The sequence below is a fragment of the Burkholderia sp. IT-111MI5 genome, assembly GCF_949752865.1.
GTDB lineage: Bacteria > Pseudomonadota > Gammaproteobacteria > Burkholderiales > Burkholderiaceae > Burkholderia > Burkholderia pyrrocinia_C.
The window spans coordinates 1358815-1373332 of record NZ_CATKIF010000011.1; the positions used below are offsets into that span (position 1 = coordinate 1358815).

The following is a 14518-nucleotide window of genomic DNA, read 5'->3' on the forward strand; positions in this document are numbered from 1 at the left end:
GGCCCGCGGTCGCCGCTCAACCCACGCTTACCCGCGACGCAGCGGCCGGAACCCGGCACGCACTTCGCGTGCGAACAATTCCGGCTCCTCCCATGCCGCGAAATGCCCGCCCTTGTCGACTTCGTTGAAGTAGATCAGGTTGTGATAGCTGCGCTCGGCCCAGCTGCGCGGCGCCTGGTAGATCTCGCCCGGAAACACCGTGATCGCGGCCGGCAGCGAAATATCCACCGCATTGAAGTTGTTCGAGTGATCCTCCCAGTAGATCTGCGCGGCCGACGTCGCGGTGTTCGTCAGCCAGTACAGCGAGATGTCGTCGAGAATCTCGTCGCGCGGGATCGAGCGTTCGGGCACGCCGCCGCTGTACGTCCACTGCGAGATCTTGTCGTACATCCACGCGGCCTGACCGGACGGCGAATCGGCGAGCGCATAACCGACCGTCTGCGGACGCGTGACCATCATCGCCGAGTAGCCGCAGTTGTCGCGATAGAACGTCGCGAGCTTCTCGTACGCGGCCTTCTCCTTCGGCGACAGCGAAGCCGGCGCGGACGAATCGGTCGCGAGCAGCGTCGCGATATCCGGCGGCACCGTCGCCGGCATGTTCACGTGAATCCCGGCCAGGCCCTGCACGCGCTGCATCGCCATCCGGTGCGAGATCACCGAGCCGCAGTCGCCGCCCTGCGACACGAAGCGCGTATAGCCGAGCCGCGCCATCAGCTCGCCCCACGCGCGCGCGATGTGGTCGGAACCCCAGCCCGTCTGCGTCGGCCGGCCGGAAAAACCGAAACCCGGCAGCGACGGCACGACCACATGAAACGCGTCGTCCGCGCTCGCGCCGTGCGCGGTCGGGTCGGTCAGCGGGCCGATCGCCTTCAGCAGCTCGAAGATCGAACCGGGCCAGCCGTGCGTCATGATCATCGGCATCGCGTTCGCGTGCCGCGAGCGCACGTGGATGAAATGAATGTCGAGCCCGTCGAGTTCCGTGATGAACATCGGGAAACCGTTCAGGCGCGCCTCGCCCTTGCGCCAGTCGTAGTCGGTGCCCCAGTAGCGCAGCAGCGCCTGCATGCGCGCGAGCCGCACGCCCTGCGATTCGTCGGCGACGGTCTCGCGGCCCGGCCAGCGCGTCGCCGCAATGCGGCGGCGCAGGTCGGCCACGGCTTCATCGGGAATGTGCGCGGTGAACGGGCGTATGCCGCTGCCGCCGGTCGCGGCATGCAGCGCGGTGGGTAGCATCGCCGATACCCCGGCGGCCACGGAAGTGGCCAGCAGGTGGCGACGCATCGGGGAAAACGGTGTGGAAGACATCGTTCGGCATCTCCTTTCGTGAAGTGGAAAGTGAACATGCCGCGCGCCCGCTCGCGCCCTGGCTTTCAATCCGGTGCGCCCCGGTCACGCGGCGTCGCCCATTTGAAAGGTCTGATGTATCCGTGATTTGTCTGATTTGTACGCGTTTGTATTTGCGGCGCGGCGAGCGGCCCGCGCCGCCGCTCGCCCGCATGACGCTCAGAGCGCGTTGACGATCGCGCCGTCGACGCGAATGTTCTGCCCGGTGATGTAGCCCGCGCCGTCGGACAGCAGGAACGCAACCGTCTTCGCGATCTCGCCGGTCTTGCCGAAGCGGCCGGCCGGAATGCGCGCGACGATCTCCGGCGTTTCCGGCCAGCTGTCGATGAAGCCCGGCAGCACCGCGTTCATCCGGATGTTCTCGGCCGCGTAGCGTTCCGCGTAAAGACGCGTCCACGCGCTCAGCGCCGCACGCAGCGCCGACGATACCGGCATCGGCTGCTCGGGCGCGTCCGCCGCGAAGCTCGAGATGTTGACCACCGCGCCGCCGCCCTGTTTCTGGAAGATCGGTGTCACGCGGCGCATCACGCGCACCACGTTCAGCAGGATCAGGTCGAGCCCTGCGTGCCAGTTGTCGTCGGTGATCGCCAGCAGCTCGCCCTTCGGCGGATGGCCGGTGTTGTTCACGACCGCGTCGATCCGGCCGTAGCGCGCGACCGCCTCCTGCACGAGCCGGTCGATATCGGCTTCTTCGGTGACCGAGCCCTGGATGCCGAACCCGCCCAGCTCCTCGCCGAGCGCCACCGCGCTGCCCGACGGCGACATCAGCGCGACGCGGTAACCCGTCGCCGCCAGTTCGCGCGCGATCGCCGCGCCCATGCCCTTGCCCGCTGCCGTGATCAACGCCACTTTTTCTACAGTCACGATCTGCTCCCTCGCTCGAAACCTGCCGCCGCGCAGCCGCCATTCGGCGCGCCATGGTGGTAATGTAGGCGCATCGCAGACGACTGTCGAACCAGTATTTCTGCCTCCAGACGATAGTTTTTCTACAGCCTGACAATGCCGCCCCGCCCTTCCCGCCTGCCGCCGCTGAATGCGCTTCGTGCATTCGAAGTGTCCGCGCGGCACCTCAATTTCCGCGCCGCGGCCGACGAGATCGGCGTCACGCAAGGCGCGGTCGCGCAACAGGTGCGCCACCTCGAGGACGTGCTCGGCCTGAAGCTGTTCGAGCGCCTGCCGCGCGGCCTCGCGCTGACGCACGACGGCGCCGCGTATTTCTCCGACGTGCAGCGCGCGCTGCACGCGATCGCCGATGCAACCGACAAGCTCGTGAAGCGGCGCGCGGCGCTGACGATCAGCACGACGCCGTCGTTCGCGTCGAAGTGGCTGATCCCGCGGCTCGCGCGGTTCACAGACGCGCATCCCGACTACGACGTGCGCGTGATCGCCGACCAGCAGCTCGCGACGTTCCGCCACGATGGCGTCGATCTCGCGATCCGCTACGGCAAGCCGCCGTTCGGCAAGCATCTCGCCGCGCATGCGCTGTTTCCGCTCGATGTATGCGCCGTGTGCAGCCCCGCGCTGCTGGCCGCGCCCGCGTCGCCGCGTGCGCTCGCGGGCCACGTGCTGCTGCACGATGCGCACGACCTGTGGCCCGAGTTCATCGAAGCGATGCCCGAGCCCGTCGATATCGATCCGCACAAGGGGCTGCGCTTCAACCAGACGTCGCTCGCGATCGATGCGGCCGTTGCCGGCCAGGGCATCGCGCTCGCAACCGATCCCTTGGTCGAGCGCGATATCGCGGCAGGCCGGCTGTGCAAGCCGTTCGATTTCGCGTTTCCGCTGTCGGTGGGGTTCTATCTCGTGTATCCGGCCGAGCGCCGCGACGACGATGCGATCGTGATGATGCGCGACTGGATGATCGGGCAGGCGGTGGCGGACGAGCGGCCTTGAGCGGCCATCGCCCGGATCAGGGGACGATCCAGCGGCCTTCGCAGCCGCTTTCTTGCAGATCGAATACCGCTCGGCGATGGCCCGCGCGTGCGAGTTCGAGCCAATCGATGCGCGTGATCGTCATGTGGATCACGCAGAAGTTTTCGTAGCCGTCGCCGGAAGGCGCGGTGTCTTGCCTCGCCGAGACATGCGCTGCTTCAGGCGACTCGACCGGCATGCCGGGCGGCAACGGTGCGCGATACAGCAGCAGCGTATGCGGACGGCTCGATTGCCAGATCGCGCGCCGCTGCGCTTCGTCGTCGCAGATCGACGCAACGCCTTCCGCGCGAATCTGCACGAGCGCATCGAGATCGCTCGCGACGATCGCGATACGCGGATCGCGGCGCAGCTCCGCGACTTTCTCCGAACGCACATCGGTATGAAACGACAGCACGCGATCGGCGCGGCTCGCCTGGCGCAGCACGATCGTACGCACCTTCGGTGCGCCGTCGAGGCCGAGCGTTGCCGCCTGCAGCATCGTGAACGGCGAGCGCTGCACGCCGACGCCGGATTCGAGGCAGGACCACAGGCGGTCGTACGTTTGCGTGAGCGATTCGGAAGTTGAGTCGGACATGACGGGCAGCGGCGATCGCACGTGTTTCGATCGCGCAAGCTTAACCGTTTGCTCCGGTGACGGCTCGCGTGCGATGCGGCCGCCGCCTGCGTGCCGTTCAGTTGTAGCCGAGCACGACCGGCGCCGCATCGCCGGCATCGGTCGTCGGCTCCGCACCGAACCGGCCCAGCACGTCGGCCACATACTGCGGTCCCGCACTGATCTGCGACGAGCGATGCTTTGCCGGTCGGTTATCGCCAGCACCTGGCGCCGCGCCCATCGATATTGTGTCGTTGACGGTGATAGTCACGTTCACGTCTCCTCACGCGGCCAGCGCCGCACCATACGCGCGCACGAGGCGCGCGACGCCTTCCCGGATCGCGTCGACGTCCGGCGCGGCGAACGACAGGCGCAGCGATGCCGCGTCGACGTTGTCCGCGAAGAACGCGTTGCCGGGTACGAACACGATCTTGTTTGTAATTGCGTGTTGCAGCAGCACGTCCGACGACACCGCGCCGATCCGCGCCCACACGAACATCCCGCCTTCGGGGCGATGGAATTCGATCGCATCGCCGAAACCGTCGCGCAGCGCGTCGCACATCGCGTCGCATTTGCGCTGGTACGCGGCCGTGATGCGCGGCAGATGGCGTTCGAGCGCGCCGTCGGCCAGGTATTCAGCGGCGGCTGCCTGCGTCCATGGCGAGCTGCACAGATCGACCGTCTGCTTCGCGATCACGCAGCGCCGCGCGATTTCGGCCGGCGCGATCGTCCAGCCCACGCGCAGCCCGGGCGCGACGATCTTCGACAGGCTCGCGAAATGCACGATCCAGTCGCGCGCGCCGTCCACTTCGCCGGCGAGCGCGAGCATCGACGGCACGGCTTCGCCCGCGAAGCGCAGGTCGCCGTACGGATCGTCCTCGACGATCAGGAAACGGTATTGCACCGCGAGACGCAGCAGCTTCAGCCGGCGTTCGCGCGTGAGCGTCGCGCCCGTCGGGTTCGCGAAGGTCGGGACGGTATAGAGCAGTTTCGGCTGCGCGATCACGCCGGACGCGAGTTGTTCGCCGAGACGATCGACGTCGACGCCTTCGCCGTCGACCGGAATCGTCACGATGCGCGCCTGCTGCAGACGCAGCGCCTGCAGCGTTGCCGGGTAAGCCGGCTGTTCGGTCAGCACGACGTCGCCGGGCGACACCATCACGCGCAGCAGCAGGTCGAGGCCCTGCTGCGAGCCGGTCGTGACGAGCAGTTCGGCCGGCGTGCATGCAACGCCGCGACGCGCCATCAACGCGATCAGTTGCTGCTTCAGTTCGGCGAGGCCGTCGGTCGGGCCGTATTGCAGGCAGCGCACGGGCTGCGCGTATGCGCGTTCGGCGGCCTTGTTCAGGCCGTCGACGTCGAACAGGTCGCTGGCCGGATAGCCGCCCGCGAACGAAATCATGCCCGGTTCGGACAGGTACTTGAACAACTCGCGGATCGGCGAGCCGGCGGGATTCTGGAATGAGGGCGTGAACGCGTACATGTCGTCGTGAGCAGGATGGCGCGGACGGCCGGGATAGCCGCCAGGTGCCTGCCGCCGGGGCGCTTCTGGCGCCACGGCGGCGAATTCGAGCCACGATTGTCGATAGTCATTAAGGCCGCGGCAAACGATATCTATGCACTAGGTCTTGCGGTTTGGTCATCAAATGGGGTTGTCGCGGCGATCCAGTCCGGCCGATTGTTTCGGCGCGCGCGCCCCTTGCCCACCGCTGTTTACCGGGGTGAAGCAGGCTCAGCGCTCCGTACCGCCAGGTCCGCCCGGGTGCGGCTTGGCCGTCCGGTTTTTGAGTTCGCGCATGAGGTCGTCCGACACATAGTGGGGACCATCGAACAGATAGACCGGATAGCCGCGATAAACCTGGAGCTGCCTGCTCAATTCCTCGGCGCTGGCTGAACGGAATCCGCCATGCTCGGCCGGCCGAAAGGCCTCGGCGATGACCCGCACGCGCCGTTTGCCCAGGCGTGAAGCCAGCTCGTCGAGGTAGGTGCGCGCGACCTGCGGCTCGCGGGCATAGACGCCGCAGCCGTCCTGGAAGAACACCCCGACATCCGCGGGCAGCCACGTTGCGAGCCAGTCCGCCAGCGTTTTTCCGCCGACGTTGGTCTGGTCGTAGACGCTCACCCAAAGCGGACGAGGCAGTCGCTGCAGGATCTCGGCAAGCTTGGGTGCCTCCTGCCAGGTCGGATCGATTTCGACCGGAAAGTAGTAACCGGTGACATGCAGCGGCAGATGCAGGCGCGCCACCTCCGCGGACTGGTCCGCAAGCGTCGACAGGTGGGTGCGCGCGCGTTTTTCGTCCTGGTAGCCGGCCAGGCCCAGGATCACGTTTCTGGCCCACGGCGCACGACCGATGCGTTCCCAGTCGGGAAGGCGCGCCGCGGTAGGGATGCGGGTGTTGGCAACGAACGCGGTATCGTCCACGACGGTCCATTGGATCAACAGATCGTGTACGCCGAGCATCTGCCAGTTTCCGACGGGATTCGTCGTCGTGTTGTCCACCTGCCACACGATTCCGTCGGCGTGAACGTCGTGCGACGTCCAGCTGCATGCGGCCACGACGAGCGATGCGCCGATCGCCGCGAGCGTCGCCGCGCGGTGCGAACGCGGTGCGCTGGAGAGCCGACGCGGTCGGCCTGCCAGTCGAAACCGGCCCATACGCTGTTGAATTTTGCGCACGGCCGGGATGGCGGACGTGGTCATCGCTGGCTCTCCCCAAGCATTGTCGCGCGTCATCGTAGCGGATCAAACGCAAAACGTGCGACCCGCATTTCCGATGCGGATCGCACGAGGTTACCACCACACTTGCCTCACTTGGCAGTCGTGCCGTCTACCCACTTGTAGCCGAGATTCGTAATGCTGTTGACCAGACTCTGGAAGTCCTGGTAGGCCGGTAACCCGAGATCGGGTTCAAGCCAGTACGGGTGGAAGAAGAAGGACGCGAAACCGTCCCGCACCACCAAACCGTATTGAGCATTGGTAACGAGCTGCTGCCATGTGTATGAGATACACGAGAATGGGTCGATATTGCAGATGTTGTACTGCATGCTGCCCAGGTTCTCCGGGATGATCCGCTGCCCGTAGTAATCGGCGTTGATGATGTACGGGAAGAACTGCCCGGCTGAAAAGTCCTGGTTGGGCGCCCCCGTTCCGAGTTGCGGCTTGGTCGCGGTGTAGTAGACGGCCCGCTGGAACGTCGTCGGGAACGTGAGGGCCGTGGCCGCCGCTGCCATCGGCGACATCTGGTACTGCGGCGCGGCCCAGCCGACGACCTTGTAGCCGTTGGTCGTGAACTCGAGGATGCCCTCGGCCATTCTGCCTGCCGCCCATTGAACGGAGTCCTCATCGACGGGGCGGTTCTGCACCGCATACCAGAACTCGTAGTCGCTGCCGCTGACCGCAGTCAGAAGATTCGGCGTCGAATCGTACTGGTGCGTAAGGCCGTGCACCACGATCGAACCGCCGCGCGCGACCGCGTAGTTCAGCGAACTCTTGAGACCCGTTGCCTGCGCAAGATGGATCGTCTGCGGGACGCCGCCGGTGTAATAGCCGTTCGGATCCGTATACACGGGAATGGTGGCCATCGTGAACGGAATCCTCTTCAAGTACAGGAAGTCCGAGAGCTTTCTCATCGAACTCGTCGTTGTATACGCGTCAAGGTCCTCCAGACGTACGAGAGCACGGTGATTTACCGGTGCATTGGTCTGCAGGATGTCGTGCAGGATGTCGCATATCACCAGGTACCGATCCGTCGGGCCGATATAGGAAAACGGCATATCCGCGAAATACCAGAACTTGCCCGAGCGCACGACGTATGGCGTGGTCGCCCCGCTCTTGCTGTTCTTGATGGTGACGAGTGCCTGCGCCTTGGTGGCATCGACGATCTGGGTCAGCCCGACCTCCGGGTCCGCACTGATCGCGCCGGTCGACGCGTTATACGCGTAGTACTTGACCATCGGCAGGTTCTTGTACGTGACCGTGTCGTAGAAGCCGGGGTTCGGATTGCTCGACGAAGGCGGCGCATTCAACCCGGCAATGCCGAGAAAGCTGAACCCGAAGGTCTGGTTGAAGGTGTAGGCCGTGTTCCATGCAAGCTGCCACAAGTTGTATTTGAACCAGACCACGGTCTTCGTGGTGGTCATCACGTCGCTCATGAACGCCGTCGGAATCGGGTTGTTGTAGTAATCGCCGATGTAGAACGTGACGTCGTGATTCGTGACCATTCCGGACGTGTAGTTCTGTATCGGCACCAGATCGACCGTCGCGTTGAAATGGCCAAGCAGGTTCCTCAACATGATGCTGTACATCAGGCCAAGCTTCGAATACGGGTCGTTGGCCGGGTTATCGTATAGCACGAGCGTACGTGCCGTGGTGACCTGCGCGTGCGCCGTGCTCGGCAACGTCATTTGCGCGAGTCCGGCAAGCAGGGCTATGACAAGCAAGATCTTTTTCATGGCCGTTTCTCCCTAGTCGCGTTGCACGTTGCCACCGGCTTTCTTGACGGACTTCAAGTCGAACTTGGGGCGCCCCGTCTCCTTGTATGCCTTCTCCCATTCCTCGTCGGACATACCCGGCTTCACCTGGACCTGCGCGGACCCGTTGGGTAACGGAGGCGGCTTGATCTTTACGGCAGACGAATTGCCCTGCTCCTGCGCATTCGCATCCTGAACAGCGACGGCGAAGGCGAGCGCAGAGATTAATGTGACGAGTGATCCAACGGTGCTCAGTCCGTTCTGAAAATATCGATTGCGATGAGAAATCATGATTTTCATCCTTTGATATGCAAAATAAATTCATCTCGTTAACGAAACGAGCACGGCTGGTGCCATTTAATAATCAGGGCGTTATGTCGTTATTTTTTCATGCGCACTTGATGCCAGACAAAAATACAGGACGGGATTGTTTTCCTTTCAAGCTAGAAACGTACCATCGGTCGCAAATGGGCACGGGATCTAGGCACCCAAATCGGCGCGCCATGGCAATCCGAAATTGTTTAGAAAAAACGTTTCAGGCGTGCAACGTATCCGCTTTCGAGGCTGTCATCTGACAAACAAGTGAAGCCTGTTCGGACGATTCAGGGAAAACCAGTTCCCTCAACGCTTCGCGCATGGTGACGCGGCAATCGACTCGCATGACTCGAACATGTCATGGCGACCGGAGAGGCCGGTGATCGCCGGAATCGCGTGACGATTTCCCGGCGGAGGCAGCCGGGGAGCGGCAGCAGGTCTGCAGATTACGTTTCATCAGATCAATTGACCTTGTGTTTCAGCATTGAAACGTTTGGCTCGGATTCGGTGGGTCGATCTTGTACGACGCCCCGCAGAGGCCCGGACGGTCAAGGGCGGCGCGGCAATGGCGCGCGACTTGCTTTATGAACTGCGTATTGAAACGACTGAAACGACGGTGCGCAGGGAGCGCTGCAGGGAGCTGGATCGAGAGTGGATGCAAGCATTAATGGTGCAGGATCCATCCCGGCGGGAGACGGAAGTATGCAAGGCAAATACCAACTTTCAAAAGTCACCCACTGAACACGTTTCATCTTTAACGATATGACGTGATTGCATCGAGAAAGCTCCAGGCTGACTGAGTCTTTTTCGAGTGACAGGATTTTTTGCGGCGCAAGCCGAGAAGTGGGAGTGACGGGGTCGACGAGGGCGAAGAGATATTCGTCTTGCGTTGGTGTAAGGGAGAAGAATCACATACAAGACAAAATCGCGGGGAGATGATGGATAACACAATATGGATTGCATATTTATATGCACTTAACATTATCACCATTTTTACCGCGATCGTCATCCTGGTAAGTACACTGGATGACCTTACGCTCGACGCCTGCTATTGGTCATTCGAAATCGGGCGGTTTCTGCGTCACGAAAAAACGCAGACTATCGATATCGGCATGCTGCGCGCCGAGGAAGAGCGCTATCTGGCACTCATGGTGCCGGCGTGGAAAGAGTATGACGTGATTGCCAAAATGATTGAAAACACATTGGCGACCATGGAATACGAGCGGTATGTGATCTTCGTCGGAACCTATCACAACGACGCCGAAACCACGGCGGAGGTCGAGCGCATGGTCCGCCGTTATCCGGGCAGGGTGACGCGCGCAACGGTCATGAACGATGGGCCGACCTGCAAGGCGGACTGCCTGAACTGGATCATCGAAGCGATCCTGCGCTACGAAGAAACGCATCATATTCAGTTCGCGGGCGTCGTCATGCACGACTGCGAAGATGTCATCCATCCGATCGAACTCAAGTACCTCAGCCATGCAGTTGCGGATAGCGACCTGGTCCAGCTCCCCGTTCTGTCATTGCCGCGGAAATGGAACGAGTTCGTGGCCGGATGCTATATGGACGACTTCAGCGAAACGCACCAGAAGGACGTACCGGCGCGAGCCCGTCTGACCGGCGTCGTCCCCGGCGCGGGTGTTGCGTCCTGCTACAGCAGGCGCGCCATCGAAGCGGCGATGAAGGAGAGCGGCGGCTGTCCGTTCAACACCAGTTCGCTGACCGAGGACTACGACTTCAGCTTTCGGTTGAGAGACCTGGGCATGAAGGAAACCTTTGCCCGCTTCCCTCTTTCGGATATCCCGCAGGATGCAGGGGTCAAGCGCGCAAAAGGCAGTGCCGCCAATCGAAACCTGCTGGCCACCCGCGAGTATTTTCCAAAGACATTTCGCACCGCATATCGACAGCGTGCGCGATGGATCCTCGGCATCGCCTTTCAGGGCTGGGAGCAACTCGGCTGGAAGGGCGATTTCCTCACCCGCTACATGTTCTTCCATGACCGCAAGGGTATCGTCACCTCACTTTTTTCAGTGATTGCTTACGGTGTACTGATCAATTTCCTGGCGATAGCCGCCCTTCAGAAATTCGGTCATGCCATCCCCGTCAGCGCCCCGCTCGTCACGGCGAGCGAATGGATAGCCCCGCTGCTCTGGGTGAACACCGTCATGCTGTTTGCCCGCGCCGGGCAGCGCTACTACTTTGTCAGCAAGCTGAACGGCCCCGTCCAGGGGCTGCTCTCGATTCCGCGGATGTTCGTCAACAACCTGATCAATTTCTACGCGGTTTGCCGGGCGTGGCGCATCTATCTCGGCCACCTCGCAAGCGGCAAGCCGATCGCCTGGGACAAGACCAGCCATACCTACCTGTCGAACGAACAGCTCGGAAAAGTACGCCGCAAGATTGGCGAGATCCTGGTCGGTTGGGGCGTGGTCTCACTGGAGCAATTGCAGGCAAGCCTGGAGAGACAGCTGACATGCGGCAAGCGGCTCGGCGAACTGTTGATCGAAGGCAGTGCGATCTCCACCGAATCGCTGGCTGATGCGATCGCGGAACAGGCGGAACTCCCGCGGGTAAGCCTCGGCAATGTGGCGGTCGGCCATTTCGCGGATTCGCTGGCATTCGAACTGCAGTACACGTATCGGGCCGTACCGTTTTCGACCGCGGACGACGGAACGTTGAATGTGGCGGTCGGGCGGCCGCTCACGCAAGACGAACAGGATGTCGTGCGGCGCGGCGCCAGGACGAACGTTGCGTATTTCATTGCCTGCGATACGGAGATTGCGGCCGAACTCGCCCGACACTCGCGCTTCGTCGAACTCGCGCGAGCACGCGACGGCGACGATGCAACGTCGCAGGTTTCTCCATTGCAAAAGCCGTCGGGAGAACAGGCATGAAACGCTCCAGACTCCCGATCGCGGTCGGCCTCGCGCGCTGCGCGCGATTGAGCGCATTGGCGATCGCCGTATCGTTGGCCTGGCAGGCCCCCGCATACGCCACGCAGCCGCTCGCTCCCAAGGCTTATCGGCTCGCCGATGGCGCATACAAGGCAATCAGTGCCGGCGACCTGCCCCGCGCGGAAGAGTATGCACAGCGCGCCATCAAGATTCAGCCCGGAAGCGAACAGCTCGGGTTGCTGCTCCTCGATGTATTCAAGCGTGAAGGAAAAATCGACGAAGCGGACGCCATGGTGGAATCGCTAAGCGTTCGTTTTCCGAGAAGCGCCGCGGTACGGGCCGAGCATGGCTACCTGGCGCAGCGGCAACAGCGCTACGACGTGGCGTGCAGCGATTTCTCGGCCGCCGTCGCGACGGGAAAATGGAGCAAGGAGCAACAGCGCAACCTGCGTCTCGCATGGTCGGACAGTGCGCTCGCGGCGCATCGCCCGCATGACGCCGGCATTGCACTGGCGCCGCTGGCAGATGAAAAATCGGCCGCGGTTCAGTTGCGTATCGCGCAGTTGAGCTTGATGTCGGGCGATCGCGAAAGCGCGATCCGCGTGGCGGATCTTGCCGCCCGCGACGCGACGACGGACGCCGAGCGGAAGATGGCCGCGTCGATCGTGACGCAGGCCCAGCAACCCGAGCAGGCGCCGCAAATACCGGTGGACGATACCGCGACACAGAAGTTGCAGCAGGCCTATGACCTGCTGCGGGAACACAAGGATCGCGAGGCGCTCGACGCGTTCCAGGAGGGTTTCGACGGCGGAGCCGGCAACGCGATGAACTACGCGGACGCAGGTTATGCCGCCAAGCGTATCGGCTTGAACGAGCAGTCCGTCGAGCTGTTCGAGCACAGTCTCGACGCCGATGAAAACGAACACAAGTTCGATGCGCAGCACAAGTTCGGCTATCGGCGAGAAGTCGAGCAACTTCAGCGCACCTGGGGCTTCGTGCTGAGCGCGCCCTACCAGTCGGCCGCGTTCGGCCCGCAAGGCACCATCAGCGTGTTGCAGCCGGGTATCGAAGCGTACTGGCAGCCACCGAAGATCGGCTACCAGAACGGACGCATTCTCCAGTTCTTCGTGCGCGGATACGGCACGGCATACGACGGAAGCGGCAACGTGACCGGCATGCCGACCGTGCAGGGTTCGGTGGGGGTGCGCTACAAGCCGATACCCGACCAGAACGTAGTGATGACCGCCGAGCGGCTGTTCCACGTCGGCAGCCTGTCGATGACGGACTGGCTGATGCGCCTGGGCTATTCGTCGGAAGCGGGGACCGACCTGCGGGTCACCGAACCGAGCTGGCGTAGCTGGCAGGCCTATGTCGAAGGTGCGTACTTCATCAAGGCAGGCCGATACATCATCTATTCGGAGTTGCGTTACGGGCACACCTGGCGTTTGACGGCGCTCAGCGATCGGCTGACCGTCTATCCGCATGCCGCGGTGGCCGGCGATCACGACAACCGCCAGCCGGACAAGACGGCGATCGGTGTGGGGCCCGGCATCCAGTTCCGGTACTGGTTTCGCGAAGGCAGGTATAGCGCGCCGGCAAGCTATCTGGATGTCACGGTGCAATACAGGTTTGCGTTGACGTCAGCGGTACGCGCACGTGGTCTCGTGGTACGCGCAACTTTGTGGTTTTAACCTGCGACGCTGACGCTTACGCGCGGATGGCGCAATTAGCTGGGTGACTTAAGCGTGATGATCGTTTGACGCAGCAGCTGGAAATACGAACTCGTCGAGTACGGGAGCATTTGTTCGACGTAGTTCCACCAGAAGAAACCGCCGATGAAACGCGGGTCGTTCATGGTGTTGACCATCGGGTAATAGGTTTTGATCAGGTTCTGCTGCACCGACGCCGGCGCGGCGGTATCCGACGTACCGATTTCGCCGAAGCCGACCTTCGCGTTCGGGAAAATGCTTTCCAGCGCCGCGAAATCGTTCTTCCACGACGGGCTCAGCCCCGGGCAATCCTGGTACGGGTAGTAGCTGAACAACGCGTAGTCGGCCTGCTGGCGAACCGTCGACGACAGGAAGTTCATCGGCCAGGTCTTCCAGTAATCCTGGGGTTTCTCCCAGCAGTTGGTACCCTTGCTGTCGTCGTTGTAGTACAGCGTGATCGCAGTCTTGCCGCCGTTCGATTTCACGATCGTGTTGGCCGCGGCGACCATCTGGCCGATCTGCTGTTCTTGCGAATTGACCACCGAGTTCGTACCGCTCGGGTTGTTGCGCAGCCATTCGCCGTTGATTTCGTTGGCGATCTCCCACACGTCGACGGTGTTCTTCAGTTGCGACACCAATTCCTGCGTTCTCGCTTGATACGTGGAAAGCGTCGTCGGGAAATAGTAAGAATCGTAGATCTCGCCCATCACATACGCGACCGAGTGGAGGCGCAGCAGCGGTGCGTAGTAGTCCGAGGCCGGCGTATCCGGATCGAACACGACGCGCACCGTCGGCCGGTACGGCAGGTTCTGCAGCGACGCGATGATCGCATCGAGTTTCGTCAGATCATCGAGCGTCACGCCGTAGACCGGATTCTTCAGGGGTTCGACCTGAGCGTGGGCGGACTGGGATAAAGGCAAGAGCCCAGCATAAGCAATGCACGCGGCAACGGCCGTGCGCGAGATGTTTTTCGTCAGTCTTTTCAAAACGTCCTTCCGTCCTAAAGTAAGAAGAAGCGCGATTTTAGACGAAAATAAAAGCCAATTATCGGACGATATCGACAGAAATGGCTCCGGAACATCGTGGGGCTATGCATCACGCAGGAGAAGTTGCGACGCGATGCCTCCGGAAGAAATGTCCAGCATCCCTAAACGAATACCCAACAACATTGGTTCACAAGGCGGCCGAATAGTGAAACCCGTCACCAGCGGGATTCGGCTATGGATGCCTCGCGAACCCGTCGCCGCCCTGCTTCCGAC

The 14518-nt window shown here is 62.3% G+C and carries 12 protein-coding genes; 3 read left to right on the forward strand and 9 right to left on the reverse strand.

Translation table 11 applies throughout. From position 1 onward, the window contains the following. Positions 1–27: 27 nt before the first annotated feature. Positions 28–1305, reverse strand: coding sequence for an epoxide hydrolase family protein (locus ACM6JT_RS14405; RefSeq protein ID WP_414856712.1), 1278 nt, complete (start codon positions 1303–1305; stop codon positions 28–30). Between the two features lie 198 nt (positions 1306–1503). Beyond that, on the reverse strand, positions 1504–2208 hold the full coding sequence (locus ACM6JT_RS14410; RefSeq protein ID WP_072442285.1) for an SDR family oxidoreductase: 705 nt from the start codon (positions 2206–2208) through the stop codon (positions 1504–1506). 135 nt (positions 2209–2343) lie between these two features. Between ACM6JT_RS14410 and gcvA the strand changes: the two genes are divergently transcribed. After that, positions 2344–3237 carry a transcriptional regulator GcvA gene (gcvA, locus tag ACM6JT_RS14415; RefSeq protein ID WP_105389761.1) on the forward strand — a complete coding sequence of 298 codons (894 nt, stop codon included), beginning with the start codon at positions 2344–2346 and terminating at the stop codon, positions 3235–3237. Between the two features lie 16 nt (positions 3238–3253). Here the strand turns inward: gcvA and ACM6JT_RS14420 are convergent, their stop codons facing one another. The 6 genes from ACM6JT_RS14420 to ACM6JT_RS14445 all read right to left on the reverse strand — a co-directional run bounded on the left by ACM6JT_RS14420 (position 3254) and on the right by ACM6JT_RS14445 (position 8638). Beyond that, entirely contained in the window at positions 3254–3850 is a 597-nt protein-coding gene (locus ACM6JT_RS14420) for a pyridoxamine 5'-phosphate oxidase family protein (RefSeq protein WP_414856713.1), read from the reverse strand. A gap of 97 nt (positions 3851–3947) precedes the next feature. Next, positions 3948–4139 (reverse strand): hypothetical protein, encoded by a 192-nt coding sequence (locus tag ACM6JT_RS14425; RefSeq protein WP_217588809.1) that lies wholly within the window; start codon positions 4137–4139, stop codon positions 3948–3950. Positions 4140–4151: 12 nt separating this feature from the next. After that, positions 4152–5351 (reverse strand): PLP-dependent aminotransferase family protein, encoded by a 1200-nt coding sequence (locus tag ACM6JT_RS14430; RefSeq protein ID WP_414856714.1) that lies wholly within the window; start codon positions 5349–5351, stop codon positions 4152–4154. 249 nt (positions 5352–5600) lie between these two features. Continuing rightward, positions 5601–6569, reverse strand: coding sequence for a hypothetical protein (locus tag ACM6JT_RS14435; protein ID WP_414856715.1), 969 nt, complete (start codon positions 6567–6569; stop codon positions 5601–5603). A 107-nt stretch (positions 6570–6676) separates the two neighbouring features. Further along, complete coding sequence (locus tag ACM6JT_RS14440) at positions 6677–8320, reverse strand: DUF2334 domain-containing protein (RefSeq protein WP_034182002.1); 1644 nt, start codon at positions 8318–8320, stop codon at positions 6677–6679. 12 nt (positions 8321–8332) lie between these two features. Further along, complete coding sequence (locus ACM6JT_RS14445) at positions 8333–8638, reverse strand: hypothetical protein (RefSeq protein WP_235212513.1); 306 nt, start codon at positions 8636–8638, stop codon at positions 8333–8335. 953 nt (positions 8639–9591) lie between these two features. Between ACM6JT_RS14445 and ACM6JT_RS14450 the strand changes: the two genes are divergently transcribed. Both ACM6JT_RS14450 and ACM6JT_RS14455 read left to right on the forward strand, forming a co-directional pair. Next, entirely contained in the window at positions 9592–11550 is a 1959-nt protein-coding gene (locus tag ACM6JT_RS14450; protein WP_414856745.1) for a glycosyl transferase family protein, read from the forward strand. Beyond that, complete coding sequence (locus tag ACM6JT_RS14455) at positions 11547–13241, forward strand: bacteriophage N4 adsorption protein A (protein ID WP_131947807.1); 1695 nt, start codon at positions 11547–11549, stop codon at positions 13239–13241. Before ACM6JT_RS14450 ends, ACM6JT_RS14455 begins: the two co-directional genes overlap by 4 nt. A 35-nt stretch (positions 13242–13276) precedes the next feature. Here ACM6JT_RS14455 and ACM6JT_RS14460 read toward each other — a convergent pair whose 3' ends face one another. After that, entirely contained in the window at positions 13277–14224 is a 948-nt protein-coding gene (locus tag ACM6JT_RS14460; protein ID WP_414856746.1) for a hypothetical protein, read from the reverse strand. Positions 14225–14518: the final 294 nt, after the last annotated feature.